Here is a 25,386-nt window from a genome sequence, read left to right on the forward strand (position 1 = left end):
GCTTTTTGTTGGGCGGCAATTGTGGGAACAGCTGTTGTAGGTGGGAGCAACTGTCTTCACCATGCTATTCGTCACCGCCATTCGGTACTGCCGCTTAGAACAGATCGATTGGCGCCGCTTCATCCGCTGGAAGTGGGCTGCCCGGGGCCGAGCCACCCAGCTCGTTCACCGAAGGCGGGGTGTCCTCAGCCTTGAATAGCTCAAAGTAAGCATTAGGCGTGCTCGGCGTTGCCGCCCGGCCGCTGACCGGGTCAATCCGCAGGCTGAGGATGCCTTCCGGCTCGGCGGGGGCGTGGTTGGGTTTGTCTTTGAGCGCGGCGCCCATGAAGCTCATCCAGATCGGCAGCGCCACCGTGCCACCGTACTCACGACGGCCCAGGGTTTCCGGTTGGTCGAAGCCACTCCAGACCGTGGTCACCAAGTCGGCGTTGTAGCCGGAGAACCAGGCATCCTTGGATTCGTTGGTGGTGCCGGTCTTGCCGGCCAGGTCAGTGCGGCCCAGGGCCAGGGCGCGCCGTCCGGTGCCACGCTTGATTACATCCTGGAGCATGCTGGTGAGGATGTAGGTGGTCCGGCCGTCGACGATACGCTCAGCCACCGCTGGCGGCTGAGCAATGCCGGGTTCGTTGCTGGCTGGTGTCGCAGCAGCTTCACCGGGCAGTTGGATGCTGATCGGGGTTTCCGGGGCGGCGATGCCAGCTTCGGTCTGTTCAGCTTGCGGCACCCGTGGCGGGTTGGCAGTGAACAGGGTTTCACCGTTGCGGCTTTCAATGCGCTCGATCAGGTACGGGGTGATCTTGTAACCACCGTTGGCGAAGGTGCTCCAACCCGTGGCGATTTCCATCGGCGTCAGTGTGGCGGTACCCAGGGCTAGAGACAGGTTCGGCGGCAGGTCCTGCTTGTTGAAGCCGAACTTGCTGATGTAGTCGATGGTCCGGCCGACACCCATGGCCTGCAGCAGGCGGATCGACACCAGGTTGCGCGACTTGTACAGCGCTTCGCGCATGCGGATCGGGCCAAGGAAAGTGTTGGTGTCGTTCTTCGGACGCCAGACCTTATCCAGGTACTCATCGACGAACACGATCGGTGCATCGTTAACCATGCTGGCGGCGGTGTAACCGCTGTCCAAAGCCGCGCTGTAGACGAATGGTTTGAAGCTTGAGCCCGGCTGACGCTTGGCCTGCATGGCGCGGTTGTAGTTGCTTTGTTCGAAGGAGAAGCCACCGACCAGGGCGCGGATGGCACCGGTGTTGGGGTCCAGCGAGACCAGTGCGCTTTGCGCCCCAGGCACCTGGCTAAATTTCAGGCTGCCGTCGTCCAGGCGCTGAACGCGAACCAGGTCACCGATCTTGGCGACGTCCGCAGGCTGTTGCGGGGCGCGGCCCAGGCTGTTGGTGTTGAGGAATGGGCGGGCCCATTTCATCGTTTCCCAGGCCACGGTTTCCAGCTTGTCGGCGCGTGTCAGCACCTGCAGGCCAGCCTTGTCGACCTGGGTGACAATCACAGGCTCCAGGCCGCCCAGTGGGCGCTGTTTGCTCAGTTCCTGCAGCCATTGTTCGTGAGTCTTGCCTGGGAAGCGTGCTTCCGGGCCGCGATAGCCGTGGCGCTCATCATAGGCGCTCAAGCCATCGAGAACGGCTTTGTTGGCGATTTCCTGCAGATCGCTTGGCACCGTGGTGGTGACTCGGAAACCTTCGGTGTAGGCATCGCTGCCATAACGACCAACCATTTCGGCACGGGCCATTTCGGCAATGTAAGGCGCGCGGACTTCAGGTGTCGGTACGTGGTAGCTGGCGTTGATCGGTTCGGCCAATGCGGCCTGGTAGCTGGCTTCGTCGATTTTGCCCAGCTTGTACATACGCCCGAGGATCCAGTCGCGGCGCTCTTTGGCGCGCACCGGGTTGGCCAGCGGGTTGAAGCGCGACGGCGCTTTGGGCAGGCCGGCAATCATCGCCATCTGGGCCAGGCTGATGTCGCGGATTGATTTGCCGTAGTAGACCTGTGCTGCGGCTTCGATGCCGTAAGCACGGTTGCCTAGATAGATTTTGTTGACGTACAGCTCGAGGATCTCGTCTTTGGTCAGCTCGCGTTCGATCTGCAAGGCCAGGAGGATTTCGTTGGTTTTGCGCGAGAAGCTGCGTTCGCTGCTGAGGAAGAAGTTCTTCGCCACCTGCATGGTGATGGTGCTGCCGCCGGTTTGAATGTGCCCGGACTTGAGCAATTGTGTTGCAGCACGCATCAAACTACTCGGATCGACCCCGTAGTGATTGGCGAAATTGTCGTCTTCGGCGGAGAGCAAAGCCTGGATGAAATGCGGTGGAATGTCGGCGAAACGGATGGGAGATCGGCGCATCTCACCAAACTCGGCGATCAGCTTTCCGTCACTGCTGTAGACCCGCAAAGGGATCTGCAACTGGATGCTTCTGAGGGCCTCTACCGAGGGCAAGCTGGGGCTAAGATACAGAAACGCGCCGCTCAGGCCGAGCAAGAGAGCGCAAATGACTGCGACGAAAGACCACCAGAAGAACTTCAGCAGGCGTATCAAGGCTTTTGGGCGTCCAGGTAAAAAGAGTGGGTTGCGCGCAGGGCCAGCGGACAAGGAAAAACGCTGGGCATTATAAGCATTTTTCGCACGGGCGCGTTATTGCTGCGCCCGTCAAGGAATCAGCCAGGTGTGACGGGGCCTGACCCCGGTTGACCTGTCGCGATCAAGGAAAAACCGATGCTTGGACGCTTGGGCAAGGATGCCGGTTCACTTCTGGGGGTAGAAATTACCCCTCCGTTCATCAGGCTGGTGCGCTTGCGCCAGCACCGAAGGCGCTACAGCGTGCAGGACTGGGCGCTTGAACCGTTGCCCGAGACAGCCATGCACAACGGCTGGATTACTGATCCCGAACAGGTCGGCGTTGCCTTGCGTCAAGCCGTTGGGCGCTGCGCCGGACGGTGTCGCCGCGCCGCCATCGCGTTGCCAGGTGCGCTGGTCATCGAGAAAGTGGTCACGGTCCCCGTTGGGCTAGACGACCAGGCTGTTGCCGAGCGCTTGATGTCCGACATCGGACAGTGGGTGCCCTTCGCCCTTGACGATGCGGCAATCGACTTCAAAGTCGTTGAGCCTGGGGTGCGCGACCCGCTCAACCAACAGGTTGTCGTTGCCGTGTGTCATCTGGCGATGTTGGACGTTCTCCAGGCCAGCCTGGAATTTGCAGGCTTGCACGCCTGCGTGGTCGAGCCCGACGCTCATGCCTTGCGCCGAGCAATGCAATCAGACGACGCGCAGGAGGGGGTGGTGGTGCAAGTTGAAGCCGAATCCTTGGTCATTCATGAGCAGGCTGCAGGCCCCATGCCGTTGCGTCGGGAAGTTTTTCTCGCAGGTCATGAAGATTTGGTGAAGTCGTTGGCGACGGCTGTGGATAACTATCTGTTGTCTCGCCCAGGGAGACCGTTGCCAAACCACTTGTTGCTCGTGGGAGGTGGTGTGGGAGACGAGTATTTGCCCAGGCAACTGCAGCAGCGCCTTGGGCTTGAAGTGCGCTTGGGCAACCCGTTCAGGGGCCTGTCGCTGACGCCTGGTTTGGAGTCTCGATCCTTACAGGCACAGGCTCCGTACCTGGCAATCGCCTGTGGACTGGCAATGCGCGAGGGGGATCGATGCCTGGGTTGAATCTGCTGCCGTGGCGTGAGCATCAGCATCAGGCTGCTACCCGGCGCTTGCTGGGGCTGTTGTTCGGCGTGGCGCTGATCGCCGTGTTGATCACCTGGGTAATCGACCAGTGGGGGCGGCAGGCGCAGTACCGTCAAACACTTGAAGTTGCTTTGGTCCGGCAGGCCATTGAGGGCTTTGACGATCAGTTGGCACTGATGGCGCAGCACGCACTGGAGCAACAACAGGTGCAGCAGCGGGTGCAGGCGTTGGCCTCCCTTCAGGACGGGCGATGGCACTTGGTTGAGCTTCTTGAGCAGCTTGAAGGCGCAGTACCACAGGGGGTGTATCTGACCGCGGTGAGCCGGGAAGGCCTGCAGCTACGTATCCAAGGGCTCGCTCAGTCGGGGACGCTGGTTGCGCAGTTGCTACGTAACCTTGCTTGTGGGCTCGGGGAGGCGACGATGCAGCAATTGAAAGCGGTGGATGAGGGCGAGGCATTCGAATTGAGTGTGGCCTTGAGGGGGAACCTTGAGCGGATGGAGTAAGGCTCGATGGCAACAGTTGGCGAGCGGTTCGCGCATCAGTCAGGGCATATTTTTGTTCTGCTGTCTGGGATTGCTGTTGGGACTGGCTTACTTCGTTCATCTGCGGGCGTTGTTCATGGACATCGAAAATGGCGCCGAGCAGTCGCAACGTTTGTATGTCGAGAAGCGAGACAAAGCGGCACAGGCACAAGCGCTTGCGGCCAGTGAGGCGCAATTGGCTGCGGCTTACCAGCACCTGGATGTGTCGCGTTGGCGCTTGGCTGCGGGAGGTCGGCTCGCGGATTTACTTGAAGATATTGCCCATCATGGGCAGGCAAGCGGGGTGTTGGTCGAGCAGTTGGAGCTGTTGCCGGAAGTTCTTCATGAGCAGCACATTGAATTGCCCATGCAGCTTCAGCTGCGCGGCACGTACCTGGCATTGGCGACTTTTGCTCACGGTTTGACGCAGTTGCCTCGGCTCATTGTCCTGAAGAATTTCGCCTTGTCGCCCGTGCTGGCGCTGGACCGGACTGGACTGCGTTTGCAGGTAAGGGTCAATGCTTACCGCAGCCGGGAGGCAAGTGGTGGCTCTGGCCTGCCGGGCCTTGAGCCAAGGTGGGCGCGGCCTTCGCCGAGCTTTTCGCGCAACCCGTTCGAGCCGCCGTCGCCGTTGCTGCACCGCCAATACCTGGAAACCTTGGCGCTCGATCAATTCGAGATGGTTGGCAGCCTTGCCCGTCAGCAGGTTCGTTTTGCTTTGCTGCAGGTGACGGGCATCGTCCACCGCCTGCAGGTGGGGGACCGTATTGGTCGCGATAACGGCCAAATCGTGAGCATTGAAGAACAGCAGGTGGAGGTCGCCGAGCGTATTTATGTCGTCGGCCAGGGTTGGGTCGAGCGGCGGCGAACGCTGAGCCTGAGGCTACCAGCAAGTGCGGGATAAAGGTGCGAACCAGGGAGGTCGCAAGTGAGGGCACGAATGAGCAAGGTGGTAATTGCCGCGCTATTTGCGCTGCAGGCTGCGTATCCGGTATCAGCCGGCACCGCGATGCAGGGCGAGCCGTTGTCGTTGAACTTTCAGGATGTCGAGGTGCGCTCGGTCTTACAGGTGTTGGCCGATTTTTCCGGGATCAACTTGGTGGCCAGTGATGCGGTGCAGGGTAGGGTCACCCTGCGATTGCAAGATGTGCCATGGCAGCAGGCATTGGACCTGGTGCTGCGCAGCAAAGGACTGGAGCAGCGTGTCGAGGGCAATGTTCTGCTGATTGCGCCTCTCGGCGAATTGGCGGGGCATGAGAAGCAGCTGCTGGAAAATCGTCAGCAGGTGGCTGGCCTGGCCCCTACTCACCGTGAGCTGCTACCGATCCACTATGCCCAGGCTAAGGACATCGCCGCCGTGTTCCAGTCACTGATGGATAACGATCCCTTCGACTCCGCTCAGGGTGCATTGAGTGTCGATGAGCGAACCAACACCTTGATCGCCCGCCAGACACCGGAACGACTGGAGGCGCTGCGTCAGTTGATCGCGCGTCTGGATGTGCCCGTGCGACAGGTAATGATCGAAGCACGGATTGTTGAGGCTAACGTTGATTACGAGCGAAGCCTGGGCGTGCGCTGGGGGGCAGAGGTGAATCTAGGGAGTGGTCTGGTGTTGGGCGGTGGCGACACCTTTGTCGACCTGGGTGCAGAGCGGGCCACCTCGGCAATTGGGCTGGGCCTGGTGCGCGATAACCTGTTGTTGGACCTGGAGCTCAGTGCCATGGAGAAATCCGGCAACGGTGAAATCATTTCCCAGCCCAAGGTAGTGACTGCCGACAAGGAAACCGCGCGGATCCTCAAGGGCACCGAAGTGCCCTATCAGGAAACCAGTGGCAGTGGCGCTACGTCGGTGACCTTCCGTGAAGCGTCGCTGTCGTTGGAGGTGACGCCGCAGATAACCCCGGACAACCGGGTGATCATGGCCGTCAAGGTCACCAAGGATGAACCGGACTACCTCAACGCCCTGGCCCAGGTGCCGCCGATCAGGAAGAACGAGGTAAACGCCAAGGTCCGCGTCAACGATGGCGAGACCATCGTGATTGGCGGCGTGTACTCAACGGTGCAAAGTAAAGTTATCGACAAGGTGCCATTTTTCGGCGATGTGCCGTATGTTGGGCGGCTGTTTCGTCGCGATGTTCTACAAGAGAAAAAATCCGAGCTGCTGGTCTTCCTGACTCCGCGTATCATGAGTGACCAGGCGATTGCTGTGAGTCGTTGATTCTGTGCGAAATTTGATACTTGTGGGGCCCATGGGTGCTGGTAAAAGCACCATCGGTCGCCTGTTAGCCAAAGAGCTGCGCCTGCCGTTCAAAGATTCCGACAAGGAAATTGAACTGCGTACTGGCGCCAATATCCCGTGGATCTTCGACAAGGAAGGCGAGCCGGGCTTTCGAGATCGTGAGCAGGCGATGATCGCCGAGCTGTGCGCTTTCGACGGCGTGGTCCTGGCCACCGGTGGAGGCGCGGTGATGCGCGATGCCAATCGCCAGGCCCTGCATGCCGGAGGGCGGGTAGTGTATCTGCACGCCTCGGTCGAACAGCAGGTCGGGCGTACCGCACGTGACCGCAACCGTCCGCTGCTGCGCACGGCCAATCCAGAAGCGACCTTGCGCGCCTTGCTGGAGGTTCGTGATCCGCTCTACCGCGAGATTGCAGACCTGGTTGTGGAAACCGACGAGCGGCCACCACGAATGGTCGTGCAGGATATTCTTGAGCGCTTGCAGAAGTTGCCGCCCCGTTAAGCCGGGATTATTCTCGGCGACCAGTCATGCCGTGACAGGGCACTCCGTTATCGCGCGGGTCGAGCCATCGATACCGCGCCTTGTTCATTGTGGGGACACATGCAGACACTAAAGGTCGAATTGGGCGAACGTAGCTACCCGATCTACATTGGCGAAGGCCTGCTGGATCAACCGGAACTGCTGGCGCCGCACATTGCCGGCCGGCAGGTTGCCATTGTGTCCAATGAGACTGTCGCCCCCCTCTACCTTGAGCGTCTGAGCCAGACCCTGGGGGCCTATTCGGTGCTGCCGGTGGTGTTGCCTGACGGCGAGGCGTTCAAGAACTGGGAAACCCTGCAGCTGATTTTCGACGCCTTGCTCAGCGCCCGCCACGATCGTCGTACCACGGTGGTCGCCTTGGGCGGCGGGGTGATCGGCGACATGGCCGGGTTTGCAGCAGCCTGTTACCAGCGCGGCGTGGATTTCATTCAGGTGCCGACTACCCTGTTGTCCCAGGTCGATTCGTCGGTGGGTGGTAAGACCGGCATCAACCACCCGCTGGGCAAGAACATGGTCGGTGCCTTCTATCAGCCTAACGCGGTGCTGATTGATACCCGCAGCCTTAACTCCTTGCCGCCGCGTGAACTTTCAGCAGGCCTTGCTGAAGTGATCAAGTACGGACTGATTTGTGACGAACCGTTCCTGGGATGGCTCGAAGCAAATATGAATGCGTTGCGCAGTCTGGATCAGGTTGCCCTGACCGAGGCCATTCGTCGTTCCTGTGCGGCCAAGGCCGCTGTTGTCGGCGCCGACGAGCGTGAGTCTGGCGTGCGCGCCACCCTCAACCTTGGGCATACCTTCGGTCACGCCATCGAAACCCACATGGGCTATGGTGTCTGGTTGCATGGTGAAGCCGTGGCGGCCGGTACGGTGATGGCACTGGAGATGTCCATGCGTCTGGGCTGGATCAGCCAGCAGGAACGGGATCGGGGCATTCGTCTGTTCCAGCGTGCCGGTCTGCCTGTGGTGCCGCCAGAAGAAATGACCCCTGAGCAGTTCATGGGGCACATGGCAGTAGATAAAAAGGTACTCGACGGTCGTCTGCGTCTGGTCCTGCTGAGCCGAATGGGCGAGGCAGTGGTCACCGACGACTATCCGAAAGAGATTCTTCAGGCCACGTTGGCCGCGGATTACCGCGCAATCGTGGCCCAGCTTTGAGGTTGATGGGAGTTCGATGACTAGTCTGCACGCCGACGAGGCCTTTCTCGGCCATTACCAGTTGAACCATGACCCCTTCGCTGCACGGGTGCCTGGTTTCAAATTCTTCCCGGCCCAACGCAAGCCAGTGCTTGGTCAACTGCACCATCTGGCGCGTTATAGCCAGCTGCTGCTGGTGGTGACCGGTCCGCAGGGCAGCGGCAAGACCTTGCTGCGCCAGGCCCTGGTGGCCAGTACTAACAAACAATCGGTGCAAAGCATCGTGGTTTCCGCCCGTGGTGCCAGCGATGCCGCTAGTGTCCTCGGCCAGGTGGCCCAAGCCTTGGGTGTGGCTCAGCCGGACGTCCCCGAGTTGCTGGCTCAGGTCGTGCAATTGGCACTGACTGGGCAAGAAGTCTATCTGTTGGTGGACGATGCGGAACAACTCGACGAGTCAGCACTCCAAGCCTTGCTGGAGCTGGCGGCGGGTACACCGGAAGGGCGTCCGCACGTCTTCCTGTTCGGCGAGCCGTCACTGATCGCTGGGCTGGAAGAGCTCAGTGCTGACCTGGAGCGTTTCCACGTCATCGAGCTTGCGCCCTACAGCGAAGAAGAAACCCGGGAATACCTCGAGCAGCGCCTGGAAGGTGCCGGGCGCGGTATTGAGGTGTTCACCAGTGAACAGATTGTCGATATTCACGAAAACTCGGATGGCTGGCCTGGTGCAATCAACCAGGTTGCCCGCGATACCTTGATCGAAGCCATGATTGCTAGCCGCACCACGGCCAAGCGACCATCAATGGGGTTCAATATGCCTAAGAAACATGTGCTGGCGTTGTCTGCTGTCGTTATCGTCGCTGTAGCCGCGGCCGTGCTGATGCCGAAGAAAGGCGACCAAGCGCCTAGCGCGCCTGCAGAGCAAGCGCAGTTGCCGTTGGGTCAAGGCCAGCCAGGTGATGCGCAGTCGAATAACGGTGGTCCAGCCATTGAATTTGCGGGCAACTCACAGCCTATGCCGTTGCCGCTGGTAGGCCAGTCGCAGCCAGTTATGCGTGGGCCGCTGGCCGAAGCAGCGGGCATGGGTGAGGGTGAGGAGGGTGGCCCGGCTGGTGACACCGCGCTGCAGCCGCCTACTGTTACCACCATTGCCCCGCCTGCTGGTGTTGCTGCTGGCCCTGCACCTACCCCAGCGCAGCCTGTGGCACCGGTTGCGCAGCCGGTTGCACCTGCTGTCAGTAAGCCGGTTGCGCCTGTGGCCAAGCCTGCACCTACTCAGGTTGCAACGGCCAAGCCTGCGCCAAAGCCTGCCGAAAAACCCGCTGCCAAGCCTGCTGCAGGCGGTAGCTGGTACGCCGGGCAAAAACCGGGCAACTATGTCGTGCAAATCCTCGGCACCAGCTCCGAAGCGTCTGCCCAGGCGTTCGTCAAAGCCCAGGGTGGCGACTATCGCTACTTCAAGAAAACCTTGCAGGGCAAGCCGCTGTACGTGATCACTTACGGCAGCTTCGCCAACCGTGATGCAGCGGTAGCTGCAATCAAAGCCTTGCCAGCCAAGGTCCAGGCTGGTAAACCTTGGCCACGTACCGTCGCCAGCGTCCAACAAGAACTGGCCGCGACCCGCTGAAAGAGCTGGGTGGCACTACCCCCGCCACCTGCTGAGCGACTCCTGATTTACGGTCAAGCCTGCTGCGTACTGCGCGGCAGGCTTTTCTGTCCCAGACTGCCGGCCACAAGCCCATCTTGCAGTCCAGGCTGAAACGCTTCAGACTCAAGCCATGCCGTACCACGGCGCACGCTTAAAAACATTCAAAAATGCGACATGGATTTACGATTTTTCGTCGTAAATTTGTGGGCTTCCCTGTCGCTGTGCAACAATGGCTCCCCTATTGCCCCCGCAAAGCTGGCATTCGTTCGGCGTGGATGGTAAGTGGTTGTACTAAAAAGAGATTTGCCTTGGTGAGAGGCGAACCTGGTGAGAAAGTGTCTATGAAAACAGGTCTGTACCATCCCGAAGAATTCAAGGATAACTGTGGTTTCGGCCTGATCGCCCATATGACGGGCGAACCCAGCCACCACCTTCTGCAAACAGCCATGCAGGCGTTGACTTGCATGACCCACCGCGGCGGCATCAACGCGGACGGCAAGACCGGTGACGGTTGTGGCCTGTTGATGCAAAAACCTGATCAGTTCCTGCGCGCCGTTGCCCTTGAGCAATTCGGCTGCGAGCTGGACAAGCAGTACGCGGTCGGCATGGTGTTCTTCAATCAGGACAACGCCAAAGCTGAAGCTGCACGCGAAAACATGAACCGCGAGATCCTCGCGGCTGGCCTGCAACTGGTGGGCTGGCGCAAGGTCCCGATCGATACCAGCGTCCTCGGCCGTCTGGCCCTGGAGCGCCTGCCACAGATCGAGCAGGTGTTCGTTGGCGGTGCAGGCCTGAGCGATCAGGAATTCGCCATCAAGCTGTTCAGCGCCCGTCGTCGCTCGTCCGTGGCCAACGCCGCCGACACCGACCACTACATCTGCAGCTTTTCGCACAAGACCATCATCTATAAAGGCCTGATGATGCCGGCGGACCTCGTCGCCTTCTATCCGGACCTCGGTGATGAGCGCCTGCAGACCGCCATTTGCGTATTCCACCAGCGTTTCTCCACCAATACCCTGCCGAAATGGCCGCTGGCACAGCCTTTCCGCTTCCTCGCCCACAACGGCGAAATCAACACCATTACCGGTAACCGCAACTGGGCCCAGGCCCGTCGCACCAAGTTCGCCAACGACCTGATTCCAGACCTGGAAGAGCTCGGCCCACTGGTCAACCGTGTAGGTTCCGACTCCTCGAGCATGGACAACATGCTTGAGCTGATGGTCACCGGTGGCATCGACCTGTTCCGCGGCGTGCGCATGATCATTCCGCCAGCGTGGCAGAACGTCGAGACCATGGACGCCGACCTGCGTGCCTTCTACGAATACAACTCCATGCACATGGAAGCGTGGGACGGCCCGGCTGGCGTGGTATTGACCGAGGGTCGTCACGCGGTCTGCCTGCTTGACCGTAACGGTCTGCGTCCAGCGCGCTGGGTCACCACCAAGAACGGCTATATCACCCTGGCGTCGGAAATCGGCGTGTGGGACTACAAGCCTGAAGATGTTATCGCCAAGGGTCGGGTAGGTCCGGGTCAGATCTTTGCCGTGGACACCGAAACCGGTCAGATCCTCGATACCGATGCCATCGACAACCGCCTCAAGTCGCGCCACCCGTACAAGCGCTGGTTGCGCCAGAACGCCCTGCGTATCCAGGCTGACCTGAGCGACGATCAAGGTGTGGCCAGCTACGACAGCGACCAGCTCAAGCAATACATGAAGATGTTCCAGGTCACCTTCGAAGAGCGTGACCAGGTGCTGCGCCCGCTGGGCGAGCAAGGCCAGGAAGCTGTGGGCTCGATGGGTGATGACACGCCGATGGCGATCCTGTCGCAGCGCGTACGCTCCACTTACGACTACTTCCGCCAGCAATTCGCGCAGGTCACCAACCCGCCGATCGACCCGCTGCGCGAAGCGATCGTGATGTCGCTGGAGATCTGCCTGGGTGCCGAGCGCAACATTTTCCAGGAGTCCCCTGAGCATGCCTCGCGGGTGATTCTCAGCTCGCCAGTGATCTCTCCAGCCAAGTGGCGCTCGTTGATGAACCTCGACCGCCCGGGCTTTGAGCGCCAGGTGATCGACCTCAACTATGAGCAAAGCATTGGCCTGGAAGCGGCCGTGCGCAACATCGCCGACCAGGCTGAAGAAGCTGTGCGTAGTGGCAAGACCCAATTGGTGCTGAGCGACCGTCACATTGCCCCTGGCAAACTGCCTGCGCACGCCTCCCTGGCCGTGGGCGCAGTGCATCACCGCCTGACCGAGCTGGGCCTGCGTTGCGACAGCAACATCCTGGTAGAGACAGCCACGGCCCGCGACCCGCACCACTATGCGGTGCTGATCGGTTTTGGTGCCTCGGCGGTCTACCCGTACCTGGCCTACGAAGTGCTGGCTGACCTGATCCGTACCGGTGAAGTGCTGGGCGATCTCGACGAGGTGTTCAAGTACTACCGTAAAGGCATCTCCAAGGGTTTGCTCAAGATCCTCTCGAAGATGGGCATCTCGACCGTCGGTTCCTACCGTGGTGCGCAACTGTTCGAAGCGGTCGGCCTGTCCGAGGAAGTGGTTGGACTGAGCTTCCGTGGCGTCGCCAGCCGCCTCAAGGGCGCGCGTTTTGTCGACATCGAGAGCGAGCAGAAGCTGCTCGCCGCCGAAGCCTGGAGCCCGCGCAAGCCGATCCAGCAGGGCGGCTTGCTGAAGTTCGTGCATGGCGGTGAATACCACGCCTACAACCCGGATGTAGTTAACACCCTGCAGGCCGCTGTGCAGCAGGGCGACTACGCCAAATTCAAGGAATACACCGCGCTGGTCGATACCCGCCCGGTCTCGATGATCCGCGACCTGCTCAAGGTCAAAGTCGCCGAGCAGCCGCTGGCGCTCGAAGAAGTCGAGCCGCTGGACGCCATCCTCAAGCGCTTCGACTCTGCGGGTATCTCCCTGGGTGCGCTGTCTCCCGAAGCGCATGAAGCCCTGGCCGAGGCGATGAACCGCCTGGGTGCGCGCTCCAACTCCGGTGAGGGTGGCGAAGACCCGGCGCGCTACGGCACTATTCGTAGCTCCAAAATCAAACAAGTGGCCACCGGTCGTTTCGGGGTCACCCCGGAATACCTGGTCAACGCTGAAGTGTTGCAGATCAAGGTTGCCCAAGGCGCCAAGCCGGGTGAGGGCGGCCAGCTGCCTGGCGGCAAGGTCAACGGCCTGATCGCCAAGCTGCGTTATGCCGTGCCGGGTGTAACCCTGATCTCGCCACCACCGCACCACGACATCTATTCGATCGAGGACCTGTCGCAGCTGATTTATGACCTCAAGCAAGTCAACCCGCAGGCGCTGGTCTCGGTCAAGCTGGTAGCGGAAGCGGGCGTCGGCACCATCGCCGCCGGTGTGGCCAAGGCCTACGCTGACCTGATCACCATCTCCGGCTACGACGGTGGTACTGGCGCCTCGCCGCTGACTTCGATCAAGTACGCCGGTGCACCGTGGGAACTGGGCCTGGCTGAAACCCACCAGACCCTGCGCGGCAACGACCTGCGCGGTAAGGTGCGGGTGCAGACCGACGGTGGCCTGAAAACCGGCCTGGACGTGATCAAGGCAGCCATCCTCGGCGCCGAAAGCTTCGGCTTCGGCACCGCCCCGATGATTGCTCTGGGTTGCAAATACCTGCGTATCTGCCACCTGAACAACTGCGCCACCGGTGTTGCCACGCAGAACGACAAGCTGCGCAAGGACCACTACATCGGCACCGTCGACATGGTGGTGAACTTCTTCACCTACGTTGCTGAAGAGACCCGTGAATGGCTGGCCAAGCTCGGTGTACGTAGCCTCGGCGAGCTGATCGGGCGCACTGATCTGCTGGAAATGCTCCCCGGCGAAACCGAGAAGCAAAAGCACCTCGACCTCAGCCCGCTGCTGGGCAGCCCGCACGTGCCGGCCGACAAGCCGCAGTTCTGTGAAGTTGACCGCAACCCGCCGTTCGATAAGGGCGTGCTGGCCGAGAAGATGGTCGACATGGCGCTGCCAGCCATTCGCGACCTGTCCGGTGCCGAGTTCGAGCTGGATATCTGCAACTGCGACCGTTCCATCGGCGCACGGATTTCCGGTGAAATCGCTCGCTTGCACGGCAACCAGGGCATGGCCAAGGCACCAATCACCTTCCGCTTCAAGGGTACCGCTGGCCAGAGCTTCGGCGTGTGGAACGCCGGTGGCCTGAACATGTACCTCGAAGGTGATGCCAACGACTACGTCGGCAAAGGCATGACCGGTGGCAAGCTGGTCATCGTGCCGCCTGCGGGCAGCCCGTTTGCTACCCAGCACAGCGCCATTGTCGGCAACACCTGCTTGTACGGCGCCACTGGCGGCAAGCTGTTCGCCGCGGGTACTGCGGGCGAGCGCTTTGCTGTACGTAACTCCGGTGCCCACGCGATTGTCGAGGGCACTGGCGATCACTGCTGTGAATACATGACCGGTGGCTTTGTCTGCGTACTGGGTAAGACCGGTTACAACTTCGGCTCAGGCATGACCGGCGGTTTCGCCTACGTGCTGGACATGGACAACAGCTTCGTCGACAAGCTCAACCATGAGCTGGTGGAAATCCAGCGCATCAGCGGCGAAGCGATGGAGGCGTACCGTAGCCACCTGTCGCGCGTTCTGGGCGAGTACGTTGAAGAAACCGGTAGCGAATGGGGCCGTGAGCTCTGGGAAAACCTGGACGACTACGTGCGTCGCTTCTGGCTGGTCAAGCCGAAGGCGGCAAACCTGAAGAACCTGTTGTCCAGCACCCGTGCCAACCCGCAGTGATATGCGCCTGAAGAGTTTGATGAGGTTTTGAACATGGCTGAACGTCTGAGTAATGACTTCCAGTTCATCGAGGTCGGGCGCAAGGATCCGAAGAAGAAACTGTTGCGTCAACGCAAAAAAGAGTTCGTGGAAATCTACGAACCCTTCAAACCCCAGCAGTCGGCCGAGCAGGCCCACCGCTGCCTGGGCTGTGGTAACCCGTACTGCGAGTGGAAGTGCCCGGTGCACAACTTCATCCCCAACTGGTTGAAGCTGGTTTCCGAAGGCAACATCCTTGCTGCGGCGGAGCTATCGCACCAGACCAACACCCTGCCGGAAGTCTGCGGCCGTGTGTGCCCACAGGATCGCCTGTGCGAGGGTGCTTGCACCCTCAACGACGGTTTTGGTGCGGTGACTATCGGTTCGGTGGAGAAGTACATCACTGACACCGCCTTCGCCATGGGATGGCGCCCGGACATGTCCAAGGTCAAACCGACCGGCAAACGGGTTGCCATTATCGGCGCGGGCCCGGCCGGTCTGGGGTGTGCCGATGTGCTGGTACGTGGCGGTGTGACCCCGGTGGTGTTCGACCGCAACCCGGAAATCGGCGGCCTGCTGACCTTCGGTATCCCTGAGTTCAAGCTGGAAAAGACCGTGCTGAGCAATCGTCGCGAAGTCTTCACCGGTATGGGGATCGAGTTCCGCCTCAACACTGAGGTGGGCAAGGACATCAGCATGGAACAACTGCTCGAAGAGTACGATGCAGTGTTCATGGGCATGGGTACCTACACTTACATGAAGGGCGGCTTCCCCGGTGAAGACCTGCCGGGCGTGCACGATGCCCTGGATTTTCTGGTGGCCAACGTCAACCGCAACCTGGGCTTTGAAAAGTCGCCGGATGATTTCGTCGACATGAAGGGCAAGAAGGTCGTGGTGCTTGGCGGCGGCGACACGGCGATGGACTGCAACCGCACCTCCATCCGCCAGGGCGCGAAGGCGGTGACCTGTGCCTATCGTCGTGACGAAGCGAACATGCCGGGCTCGCGCAAAGAGGTGAAGAACGCCAAGGAAGAAGGTGTGAAGTTCCTCTATAACCGCCAACCGATCGCGATTGTCGGTGAAGACAAGGTTGAAGGCGTGAAGGTAGTCGAGACTCGTCTTGGCGAACCGGATGCCCGTGGCCGTCGTAGCCCTGAGCCGATTCCGGGTTCTGAAGAGATCATTCCGGCTGATGCCGTGGTCATCGCCTTCGGTTTCCGCCCAAGCCCGGCGCCATGGTTCGAGCAGTTCAGCATCCAGACCGACAGCCAGGGCCGCGTCGTGGCGCCGGAGAAGAACACCTTCAAGCACCAGACCAGCAACCCGAAGATCTTCGCCGGTGGCGACATGGTCCGCGGTTCTGACCTGGTGGTGACGGCGATCTTTGAAGGGCGTAATGCGGCTGAAGGCATTCTGGATTATCTGGAGGTCTGATCGGCCTTCATCGCCGCCCTGTCGGCGATGCTTTCAACAAAATCTATTGACCTACCGCAGGTCGATAGACAAAAGGCACGGTACTTACCGTGCCTTTTCCGTTGGTGTCTGAGAAAATGCCCGCACTTTTTTTCCGGATGCCGACATGACTGCCTTGAAGAACGATCGTTTTCTGCGCGCCCTGCTCAAGCAACCCGTAGACGTTACCCCAGTGTGGATGATGCGCCAGGCCGGCCGCTATCTGCCGGAGTACCGCGCCAGCCGCGCCAAGGCGGGTGACTTCATGAGCCTGTGCATGAACCCGCAGTTCGCTTGCGAAGTGACCCTGCAGCCGCTGGACCGCTACCCGCTGGACGCCGCGATCCTGTTCTCCGACATTCTGACCATTCCTGATGCTATGGGTCAGGGCCTGTACTTCGAGACCGGCGAAGGTCCGCGGTTCAAGAAGGTCATCAGCACCCTGGCCGATATCGAGGCGCTGCCGATCCCTGATCCGCAGAAGGACCTGGGCTATGTGATGGACGCGGTCAGCACCATTCGTCGTGAACTCAATGGCCGCGTACCGCTGATCGGCTTCTCCGGCAGCCCTTGGACCTTAGCGACCTACATGGTTGAAGGCGGCTCGTCGAAAGATTTCCGCAAAACCAAGGCCATGCTCTACGACAACCCACAGGCCATGCACCTGCTGCTCGACAAACTCGCGCAGTCGGTCGTCAGCTACCTCAATGGTCAGATCCTCGCGGGCGCACAAGCGGTGCAGATCTTCGACACCTGGGGTGGCAACCTGTCGGCGGCGGCTTACCAGGAGTTCTCCCTGGCCTACATGCGCAAGATCGTCAGCGGTCTGATCCGCGAACATGAAGGTCGCAAAGTACCGGTGATTCTGTTCACCAAGAACGGCGGCCTGTGGCTGGAAAGCATCGCCGATGCTGGCGCTGACGCCCTGGGCCTGGACTGGACCTGTGACATTGGCGAAGCGCGTCAGCGTGTCGGCAACAAGGTTGCGCTGCAGGGCAACATGGACCCGACCGTGTTGTACGCCAAGCCTGAAGCCATCCGTGCCGAAGTCGGGCGCATTCTGGCCAGCTACGGCAATGGCAGCGGCCATGTATTCAACCTCGGCCATGGTATAACTCCGGAAGTCGATCCGGAACATGCCGGTGCGTTCATCAATGCTGTGCATGAATTGTCGGCGAAGTACCACCAATAATTGTTGTTGCCAACAAAACGCCCGGCTTATGCCGGGCGTTTTGCTATTTAAGGTTCAGTTCAGCCTGTCTGGGTAATCTGTATCCATCGAAACCCAAACAGGATCCGAACCATGAAAGCTCGCTACCTCGCTCTGCTGCTTGCCCCGCTGTTCAGCACCGCTACCCTGGCTGCCGGCTACACCGGCCCTGGCGCCCAGCCAGTGACCACGGTTGCCGCCGCCAATGATGCCGCTGACGACACTCCAGTTGTGCTGCAGGGTTATGTGGTCAAGAAAGTGAACAACGATGACAAATACGAGTTCAAGGACAACACCGGCACCATCACCGTCGAAATCGACAACGAAGACATGCCGGCAGTACCGTTCAACGAGAAAACCAAGGTCAAGCTGACCGGTGAAGTCGAGAAGCACCTGATGAGCCGTGAAGTGGATGTCGATCTGGTTGAAGTGATCAACTGATCCAAGGGCCCATCGCCAGCAAGGCCGGCTTCTCCTGTAGGCGTCGGCCTTGTTGGCGATGGGCCGTACAGTGGCCCCGCTGTTCAGGCCTTAACCGGCAACTTGCTCAGGTGCAACGCCACGAGCAGGGCCACTACCAGCAAGCTGCCAATGAACAGCCCGATTCCGTTCCAACCGGCGAGATGCCAAAACACCCCACCGGCCGTCCCGGCTACACTCGACCCCGCGTAATAACTGAACAGGTACAACGACGACGCCTGGCCCTTGGCCTTGGTCGCCCGCCGCCCGATCCAGCTGCTGGCTACTGAGTGCGCGCCAAAGAAGCCGAAGGTGAACACCAGCATGCCGACGATCACCAGCAGCAAGGGGCTGAACAAGGTCATCAGCAAGCCCCCGAACATCAACACGATGGTGCCCCAGAACACTTTGCGGCGTCCCAGCGTGTCAGCCAGGGCGCCAATCTGTGCCGAACTGTAGATACCCGACAAGTACACCACCGAGAGCAAGCCAACCAAGGCCTGGCTCATATGGTAGGGCTCGGCCAGCAGGCGATAACCGATGTAGTTGAACAGGGTGACGAAGGCCCCCATCAGCAGGAAGGCTTCGAGGAACAACCACGGCAATCCGGCATCGCGAAAGTGCAGGGTGAAGCCTTCCAGCAGGCTGCGTGGGTGCAGAGAGCGCGGACGGAAGTTACGTGACTCGGGCAGGATCTTCCAGAACACCACGGCGGCGATCAGCGCCAGGCTACCGATCACCAGTAACGCCGTGTGCCAACTGACGAAGTCGATCAGTACTCCGGTGATCAATCGGCCGCTCATTCCGCCAATGGCGTTGCCACCGATATACAAACCCATGGCCAGGCCGATGTGCTGCGGGTGAATCTCTTCGCTCAGATAGGTCATCGCCACTGCTGCCAGGCCACTCAGCGACAAACCCAGCAGCGCACGGGTCAGCAGCACGCCCTGCCAGCTTGGCATCAGTGCGCTGACGAGGGTGCACAACGCCGCGCAGAACAAGGCAAAGACCATCACAGGTTTGCGCCCGATGCGGTCGGAGATGGGCCCGGTGATCAGCAACCCGACAGCCAGCATACCGGTCGACACCGAGAGAATCAGACTGCTTTGCGCCGCGCTGATGGCAAACTCTTGCGACAGCATTGGCATCATCGGCTGTACGCAGTAGAGCAGGGCAAAGGTGGCAAAGCCGCCGCAGAACAGTGCCAGTACAGTGCGCAGAAAGGCTGGTGTGCCTTTCTCGATCCAGCGTTCAGCAACAGCGATGCGGTCGTCGACTGGGAAAGTGGGGATTTCGTGGGCGTGGGGCGCAACAGCAGTTTTCACGGGTGACCTCGGGCGTCACAACCTGGCAGGCAGTGAAAAAAGCATATAGCTGGCTAATGATCATTTCCAATATATTGTTCGACCTGTTTAAGAGGTTTTACGACCTATTGGAGTGTTCAATGGAATTGCGTCATTTGCGCTACTTCATTGCTGTCGCCCAAGAACTGCATTTTGGCCGGGCGGCGCAGAATCTGGGGATCTCCCAGCCGCCGTTGAGTCAGCAGATCCAGGCGCTTGAACAAGAGTTGGGTGTGCGTCTGTTCGAGCGTACCAATCGTCGGGTCGAGCTCAGTGAGGCGGGGCGGCTGTTTCTTGAAGAGGCACGGCTGGTACTGGCTCAAGTCGACAAGGCGGCCGATGTCGCTCGTCGTGCCCAGTTGGGTGAACTGGGTGAGATGAAAATCGGCTTCACTTCCTCGGCGCCGTTCAATTCCAGTATCCCTAAGGCTATCTACGCCTTTCGCCAGCGGTTTCCGGCCGTTCACCTGAATCTCAGCGAGATGAGCAGCCAGGCAGTGGCTGATGCGTTGCTCGATGAAAGCATTGAAGTCGGTCTGATGCGACCCTTGACCCTGCCCGATAGCCTGATCGCGACGCAATTGTTCCGCGAACCGCTGGTTGCGGTGATCAACGCCACACATCCATTGGCTGAAGGCAGCGAAGGCGGGCTACGCCTGGCAGCGTTGGCAGATGAACCTTTTGTGTTCTTCCCTCGTAGTTACGGCAGTGGTTTGTTCGCACAATTACTCAGCCTGGCTCGCCAAGCTGGCTTCAGCCCACACTTTGCCCAGGAAGCCAGCGAGGCGATGACCATCATCGGTCTGGTTTCGGCAGGGTTGGGGGTGTCGGTGTTACCAGCATCGTTCCAGCGTATGCGGATCGATGGCGTGGTCTACCGCCCGCTGCTGGATGAGGGGGCAGACACCGCGGTGTGGCTGGTACAGCGGCGTGAATCGTCATCGCCGATGGCCAATGCCTTTGCTGCGTTGCTGTGTGCCAAACAGGCAGGTCGTAACGAAGAGCCGGATGGTGCTGGCTAAACCGGCGCGGCGTCGACATACTCGGTCATTCCCTGACACACGGAGGTTTATTCATGCGGCGCGTGGTGTTCAATCAGAAAGGTGGTGTGGGCAAATCGAGCATCGCTTGTAACCTGGCGGCGGTGAGTGCCAATGAAGGCTATCGAACCTTGCTGATCGACCTGGATGCCCAGGCCAACTCGACCCAGTACCTCACCGGGCTGACCGGCGAAGATATCCCCATGGGCATAGCCGATTTCTTCAAACAGACCCTGTCGTCCGGGCCGTTTGCCAAGAAAAACAAGGTCGACATCTACGAAACCCCGTTCGATAACCTGCATGTGGTGACCGCCACCGCCGAGCTGGCTGACCTGCAGCCCAAGCTTGAGGCCAAACACAAGATCAACAAGCTGCGCAAACTGCTCGATGAGCTAGACGAGGACTACGACCGGATCTACCTGGATACTCCGCCTGCGCTCAATTTTTACGCGGTTTCTGCGCTGATCGCTGCTGATCGCGTGTTGATCCCCTTCGATTGCGACAGCTTCTCTCGTCAGGCGCTGTATGGCCTGCTGGCTGAAATCGAAGAGCTCAAGGAGGATCACAACGAAGACCTGCAAGTTGAAGGGATCGTTGTTAACCAGTTCCAGCCCCGTGCCAGCCTGCCCCAGCAGATGCTCGATGAGCTCTTGGCTGAAGGCTTGCCGGTATTGCCGGTGTACCTCAACAGCTCAGTAAAAATGCGCGAATCGCATGAGGCCAGCCGACCACTGATTCACCTGGAGCCGCGGCACAAGCTGACCCAGCAGTTTGTCGAGTTGCATGCGTTGCTCGAAGACAACGCGTAAAACCCTTGGCTTATCGCGGCTGCGAGGTTTTTTGGCTGGCCAATTTCGGTCCTAGGAAATAACCTACGCAGTCTGTCGATCCCCCAATGCTTGCCCCGGGAAGCTAGTCCTTCTAGGCTCCGTGGGTCGCTGTCGGTTCAGCGATCGGGTGTGGAAACCCGAGTGACGCATTGTGGAAGCTGTCGTCATGGCAGCTGTGCGCGGGAGACCCTCGGGTCTGCCGGGTTTTCCACATGCCCCGGTTTTCCACCCTGCGTACAGCTGCCACCATTCGTGTGGAAACGAATAGTTGCAGCTAAACCCCATGTGGAAGCTGCCATGAAAAAAATCGTTCCCGATCCACCTCCCTCGCTTTACGCCACTCTCGACAAACCCTTCGGTGATTGTGACGCTGGTCATCCGCAATTGTTTTCTGTGAACCCCGGCATCGCACCCCATGATGCCCTGGTGCATATCTCGCTGTACCTTCGTTGCGCTTATGACACGGCCTACAAGTCTTTCGACGGCGTCGATGAGTCGGCCAAGGGCTTTCTCTGGTCGACATTACATTCGGTGGAGATGGCCAAGGGGCTGGTTGAGGCCTTGCTCGATGCCCTTGAGAATCGAGAGTTGAGTCCACTTTAGACCTTCCGTAGCCGCAGCCTGGCGGCAGCGGCTACAACGTTGGCCAGGTAAGACAATGTCCCTCTGGAATCAGTCGGAAAAACGCGTGATATTCAGGACGTCTGTGGTGAGCGTTGCTACGGGGTGCGACCACCAAGTATCAGGCGTTGCACGTTAGAAACAACTCCAGATCTCTGGGTAGCTCCAGCGAACAAAGCTGCTCTATAGCGCTAATTTGCTCCGAAGTAAGTCGGTAGTCGTATACGTAATCATCGTCTTTTTCCCAGCCCATTATCGCTTTAAGGTCCGCGACAGAAACGGGAATCTCCTTTTCAAAGGAGGCGAAGTCCTCACCTTTAGGAACTCCCATAATCACATGCTTCATGGTTCTACTTTCCTTGTCGGGTCTGCTGCTTTGTTTTGCGTGCCAGTTTCGTGATCGAACTCGCCGAGGTGCTTGCCGCGTTTATTGTATTTTTCAACGGCACCATGCTGAAAATCCCATTCGTAGATTGTGCCGTCTTTACTCTTCCAACGTGGACGTAAGCCTCCTCCACCTTGAACTGAAGTTTTTGATTTGGCCCATTTGGCTTCCGGAAATGCGGGCAAGGAGTCTGGCTTTGGATGATAGTCAGATCCTGACACACTCAGCGAGATGTAAATTGGCTGAATGCCCGTGTCTGGAAACCATATAATTGCGTCCTGATAGTCCGGTGGGTATGCCGGATTAATCAGTATTTGGTCGGCTTTCTCACCGGGTGGATATACCCACGCGGCGGGTTTCAACGTGACACCCTCGAGCGCCGGAATCCCCAACACAGCGTTGGAATCGGCAGCCGGCGTCCAGATGATTTTGATCCCGTCGCCAAAATCCGCGACCATCTGATCGCTGCAGACCTCGGCCTTAATCACCGGCACCTTCTGCCATTCCCGTTTTGTCCCGGTATAGAACCCATACAGGCTTACAGAATCGTCTGGCAGGTGTTTAACGTTCACCCTTACCCGCGTATTGGCTTCGGTGAGTTCGGCGTACTGCTCGGTCGTGTAGAACGCGCTGTCGGGTGAAGTTGTGTTTGGCAACACCATACCTACCATGATCTTCACATTGGGAGGAGCCAGCATCGACAAGACGCCACCCAGGCGTTTAACGAGTTCCATGGCGCTACCGGAACCGCCAATCCACCCCAACGCGGTCTCTGTCGTAGAGACCGCTGTGCCCATACCCAATACAGCATACACACCGTACTGGTTGAGTAACTCCAGCGGGATAAAACCGTTCGGGTTGCTGTGGTTGATAACCCCATCTGGCAACGCACATGATTTAGCGAAAACGCAACCCGGCAGCCTGGTTTCCTCTCGCTTCGGAATTACCTTTCTACGTGCCTCGAGTTCTCGCGCGTTCCTTTCATTCGCGGCCTCCGTCCTGTGCCAAGCCGCCTGTGCTGCCTCTGTCGCCTCAGCATGCAATCTATTGGCATCTCGCCCATTTACTCCAAGATAACTAGGGAAGAGATTTTTATTCGGCATAACACCCCCTGAAAAAATTAACTTGATCCCCTGGGAGTGAATGTGAATCAGGCCTGTCGTAGTACATGCACGCTCCATGTCATCGAGGCACGAAGCCTACTGTTTATCGACTACGCCAAATTGGCTTTTAACGAAGTGAATGATTTTCCAAAAAGTTGAAGCGATTGTTATTTATACCGTGGGGCTTGCGTGCTCGAACAGCTCACTCAGCCGTGTATCGGCGAGCTCTACCTTTGCCGCTAGGCGACGCAGCCCAACCAGTCTTGATGGGGCTGACGGCCGTTTCACGCCCGATCGCAGCCTCACGGCAGCGGCTACAGGGGGCAACCACGACAGTTGGTCCCCACTCGGATCAGCCCAGGCCGTGGCTGCGCAACCACTCCAGTAGTTGCTGAAGTGGAAACGCGCCGCTCTGGCGCGCTACTTCTCGGCCATGCTTGAACAGGATCAGGCTGGGAATCGAACGAATCGCCAATTGCCCCGCCAGTTGTTGGTTGGCCTCGCTGTCGAGCTTGGCCAAGCGGCAGCGCCCGCTCAGCTGGCTAGCAGCTTGTTCGAAGATTGGTGCAAACGACTTGCACGGCCCACACCAGTCCGCCCAGACGTCGATCAGCAATGGCAGGTCGCCCTTGATTTGGCTGGCATAGTCAGCTTGTTTAAGGTCGAACGGTTTGCTCAGGAGTACCGGGCTTTTGCAGCGGCCGCATTTGGGTGTGTCGCCGAGGCGCTCGGCGGGGATGCGGTTCAGGCCATTGCAGTGTGGGCAGGGGATCAGCAGTGGTTCGGTCATCAAAAACTCCGGATGTTGCAGTGTGGGAGCCGGTCTTGCCGGCGATGGGGTGCCTAGCACCCCAAAAGCCATGTCAGGACGAGCAACTGATCTCCAGGTGCTTACCCCACTCCGGCGGCCGCTCGGCATAGGCCTCCATACCTGGCTGCTCTTCGAACGGCTTGCACAGCACCTGGTGCAGGCGCCGCACTTCTTCGTAATCGCCACCTTGAGCCGCTTCGATAGCGCGTTGCGCCAGATAGTTGCGCAGGATGTACAGCGGGTTGACCGCATGCATGCGGTCGCGGCGGCCTTCGGCATTGCCGGGCTCGCGGTTGACTCGCGCCAGATAGTCCAGCGCCCAGCGGTCAAATCCGGCCAGGTCGACGAAATCATCACGCACTACCTGTAACGCCTGTTCAGCAGGTTGATCGCCGAGCTTACGGAAGAACAAGGTGTAATCCACCGCGCCCGGTTGCATTAGCTGCAACAAGCGCTCGATCAACACCTTGTCGTCATCCTCGGCGTTGAGCAGGCCCAGGCGAGCGCGCATCAGGTGCAGGTAATGAGCCTCATACAACGGCAGGAACAGCGCCAGAGTGTCCTGCAGCGCTTGAACACTAATGAACGGCGTCAGTGCCTGAGCCAGGGCGCTGAGGTTCCAGTGGGCAATCGGCACTTGGTTGCTGTAGCTGTATCGCCCTTGGTCATCGGAGTGGTTGCAGATGAAATTGGCGTCGAAGTCGTCGAGGAAGGCGAATGGACCAAAATCGAAAGTGATGCCCAGAATCGACATGTTGTCGGTGTTCATCACCCCATGGCAGAAGCCATAGGCCTGCCATAGGGCTATCAGTTCGGCGTTGCGCTCAACGATGCTGCGGAACATTGCCAGGTACGGCTCTGGCTCAGTCTGGCACTCGGGAAAATGTTGATTGAGCACATGCTCGGCAAGGATGCGCTGCTGTTCGGGCTGGCGGGTGTAATAGAAATACTCAAAATGACCAAAGCGCACATGGCTCGGCGCCAGGCGCAGGAGCATGGCGGCGCGTTCCTGGGTTTCGCGCCAGACCGGTGTACTCGAACCGATCACGCACAGTGCGCGGCTGCTGGGGATGCCCAGGGCGTGCAACGCTTCGCTGGCGAGGAACTCACGGATCGAGGAGCGTAGCACCGCACGGCCGTCGCCCATGCGCGAATAGGGGGTCTGGCCGGCACCCTTGAGGTGCAAGTCCCAGTGCTCCCCAGCGTCGTTGTACACCTCGCCCAGCAGCAGGCCACGACCATCACCCAAACGTGGGCTGTAGCCGCCGAACTGATGCCCGGAATAGACCATCGCGCGCGGCTCGGCTTCGCTCCACAGTTTGTGCCCGCCAAACAGTTCGGCGAATACCGCTGAGTGCGCTTCGGTAGGCTCCAGATCCAGCAGGCCCATGGCCGCGTCGCTGGCGACCACCAGGTGAGGCTCGGCGATGGGTTCAGGCAGCACCGAGGTTGAGAACGCATCGCCCAGGCGGGCGAAGCGGTTGTCGAAGGTCAGTTCGTCGAGGGCTTTCAACGGCCATCTCCTGGAGAATATCCGATCATTCTGCAAGGGTATGGCC

At 59.5% G+C, this 25,386-nt stretch carries 20 protein-coding genes; 14 read left to right on the forward strand and 6 right to left on the reverse strand.

What is annotated here, in order from left to right; all coding sequences use genetic code 11:
- Window positions 1–94: 94 nt before the first annotated feature.
- Window positions 95–2,542, reverse strand: a complete 2,448-nt coding sequence (locus ACQRAX_RS09160) for a penicillin-binding protein 1A (protein WP_412040136.1) — start codon at window positions 2,540–2,542, stop codon at window positions 95–97.
- A gap of 180 nt (window positions 2,543–2,722) precedes the next feature.
- Here ACQRAX_RS09160 and pilM point away from each other — a divergent pair, with 180 nt between their 5' ends.
- The 11 genes from pilM (at window position 2,723) to ACQRAX_RS09215 (ending at window position 17,676) form a co-directional block, all read left to right on the forward strand.
- Window positions 2,723–3,661 carry a type IV pilus biogenesis protein PilM gene (gene pilM / locus ACQRAX_RS09165; protein WP_412039993.1) on the forward strand — a complete coding sequence of 313 codons (939 nt, stop codon included), beginning with the start codon at window positions 2,723–2,725 and terminating at the stop codon, window positions 3,659–3,661.
- Window positions 3,649–4,188 carry a PilN domain-containing protein gene (locus ACQRAX_RS09170; protein ID WP_412039992.1) on the forward strand — a complete coding sequence of 180 codons (540 nt, stop codon included), beginning with the start codon at window positions 3,649–3,651 and terminating at the stop codon, window positions 4,186–4,188. Before pilM ends, ACQRAX_RS09170 begins: the two co-directional genes overlap by 13 nt.
- Complete coding sequence (locus ACQRAX_RS09175; protein ID WP_412039991.1) at window positions 4,172–5,110, forward strand: pilus assembly protein PilP; 939 nt, start codon at window positions 4,172–4,174, stop codon at window positions 5,108–5,110. The genes ACQRAX_RS09170 and ACQRAX_RS09175 overlap by 17 nt, the downstream gene beginning before the upstream one ends.
- 36 nt (window positions 5,111–5,146) lie before the next feature.
- Window positions 5,147–6,424, forward strand: coding sequence for a type IV pilus secretin PilQ (locus ACQRAX_RS09180; RefSeq protein WP_412039990.1), 1,278 nt, complete (start codon window positions 5,147–5,149; stop codon window positions 6,422–6,424).
- A 4-nt stretch (window positions 6,425–6,428) separates the two neighbouring features.
- The gene (aroK, locus tag ACQRAX_RS09185) at window positions 6,429–6,947 is read left to right on the forward strand and encodes a shikimate kinase AroK (RefSeq protein ID WP_028943928.1); all 519 of its coding nucleotides are present in this window, start codon (window positions 6,429–6,431) and stop codon (window positions 6,945–6,947) included.
- A 99-nt stretch (window positions 6,948–7,046) separates the two neighbouring features.
- Window positions 7,047–8,144 (forward strand): 3-dehydroquinate synthase, encoded by a 1,098-nt coding sequence (gene aroB / locus ACQRAX_RS09190; RefSeq protein ID WP_412039989.1) that lies wholly within the window; start codon window positions 7,047–7,049, stop codon window positions 8,142–8,144.
- Between the two features lie 16 nt (window positions 8,145–8,160).
- Window positions 8,161–9,747 (forward strand): SPOR domain-containing protein, encoded by a 1,587-nt coding sequence (locus tag ACQRAX_RS09195; RefSeq protein WP_412039988.1) that lies wholly within the window; start codon window positions 8,161–8,163, stop codon window positions 9,745–9,747.
- Between the two features lie 362 nt (window positions 9,748–10,109).
- The gene (gene gltB / locus ACQRAX_RS09200) at window positions 10,110–14,555 is read left to right on the forward strand and encodes a glutamate synthase large subunit (RefSeq protein WP_412039987.1); all 4,446 of its coding nucleotides are present in this window, start codon (window positions 10,110–10,112) and stop codon (window positions 14,553–14,555) included.
- Window positions 14,556–14,588: 33 nt separating this feature from the next.
- On the forward strand, window positions 14,589–16,007 hold the full coding sequence (locus ACQRAX_RS09205; protein ID WP_412039986.1) for an FAD-dependent oxidoreductase: 1,419 nt from the start codon (window positions 14,589–14,591) through the stop codon (window positions 16,005–16,007).
- 145 nt (window positions 16,008–16,152) lie between these two features.
- Window positions 16,153–17,217: a uroporphyrinogen decarboxylase gene (gene hemE, locus ACQRAX_RS09210; RefSeq protein WP_412039985.1), complete on the forward strand. Its 1,065-nt coding sequence runs from the start codon at window positions 16,153–16,155 to the stop codon at window positions 17,215–17,217.
- A gap of 111 nt (window positions 17,218–17,328) precedes the next feature.
- Window positions 17,329–17,676, forward strand: a complete 348-nt coding sequence (locus tag ACQRAX_RS09215) for a YgiW/YdeI family stress tolerance OB fold protein (RefSeq protein ID WP_412039984.1) — start codon at window positions 17,329–17,331, stop codon at window positions 17,674–17,676.
- 83 nt (window positions 17,677–17,759) lie between these two features.
- On the opposite strand, the gene ACQRAX_RS09220 is transcribed toward ACQRAX_RS09215, so the two are convergent.
- Complete coding sequence (locus ACQRAX_RS09220; protein WP_412040135.1) at window positions 17,760–18,986, reverse strand: MFS transporter; 1,227 nt, start codon at window positions 18,984–18,986, stop codon at window positions 17,760–17,762.
- 152 nt (window positions 18,987–19,138) lie between these two features.
- Here ACQRAX_RS09220 and ACQRAX_RS09225 point away from each other — a divergent pair, with 152 nt between their 5' ends.
- From ACQRAX_RS09225 to ACQRAX_RS09235, 3 genes are all read left to right on the forward strand, one after another.
- Entirely contained in the window at window positions 19,139–20,059 is a 921-nt protein-coding gene (locus ACQRAX_RS09225) for a LysR family transcriptional regulator (protein ID WP_412039983.1), read from the forward strand.
- A gap of 53 nt (window positions 20,060–20,112) precedes the next feature.
- On the forward strand, window positions 20,113–20,886 hold the full coding sequence (locus tag ACQRAX_RS09230; RefSeq protein ID WP_412039982.1) for a ParA family protein: 774 nt from the start codon (window positions 20,113–20,115) through the stop codon (window positions 20,884–20,886).
- Window positions 20,887–21,204: 318 nt separating this feature from the next.
- Window positions 21,205–21,510, forward strand: a complete 306-nt coding sequence (locus ACQRAX_RS09235) for a DUF3077 domain-containing protein (protein WP_101293754.1) — start codon at window positions 21,205–21,207, stop codon at window positions 21,508–21,510.
- A 139-nt stretch (window positions 21,511–21,649) separates the two neighbouring features.
- Here ACQRAX_RS09235 and ACQRAX_RS09240 read toward each other — a convergent pair whose 3' ends face one another.
- The 4 genes from ACQRAX_RS09240 to selO form a co-directional block, all read right to left on the reverse strand.
- Entirely contained in the window at window positions 21,650–21,874 is a 225-nt protein-coding gene (locus ACQRAX_RS09240) for a DUF7683 domain-containing protein (RefSeq protein ID WP_412039981.1), read from the reverse strand.
- Entirely contained in the window at window positions 21,871–23,016 is a 1,146-nt protein-coding gene (locus ACQRAX_RS09245) for a colicin E3/pyocin S6 family cytotoxin (RefSeq protein WP_412039980.1), read from the reverse strand. Before ACQRAX_RS09245 ends, ACQRAX_RS09240 begins: the two co-directional genes overlap by 4 nt.
- Before the next feature lie 352 nt (window positions 23,017–23,368).
- Entirely contained in the window at window positions 23,369–23,806 is a 438-nt protein-coding gene (trxC, locus tag ACQRAX_RS09250; protein ID WP_412039979.1) for a thioredoxin TrxC, read from the reverse strand.
- Window positions 23,807–23,879: 73 nt separating this feature from the next.
- A complete protein-coding gene (gene selO / locus ACQRAX_RS09255) occupies window positions 23,880–25,340 on the reverse strand; it encodes a protein adenylyltransferase SelO (protein WP_412039978.1) in 1,461 nt (486 codons plus the stop codon).
- Window positions 25,341–25,386: the final 46 nt, after the last annotated feature.

Source organism: Pseudomonas sp. UM16 (assembly GCF_050312595.1).
Lineage (GTDB): Bacteria > Pseudomonadota > Gammaproteobacteria > Pseudomonadales > Pseudomonadaceae > Aquipseudomonas.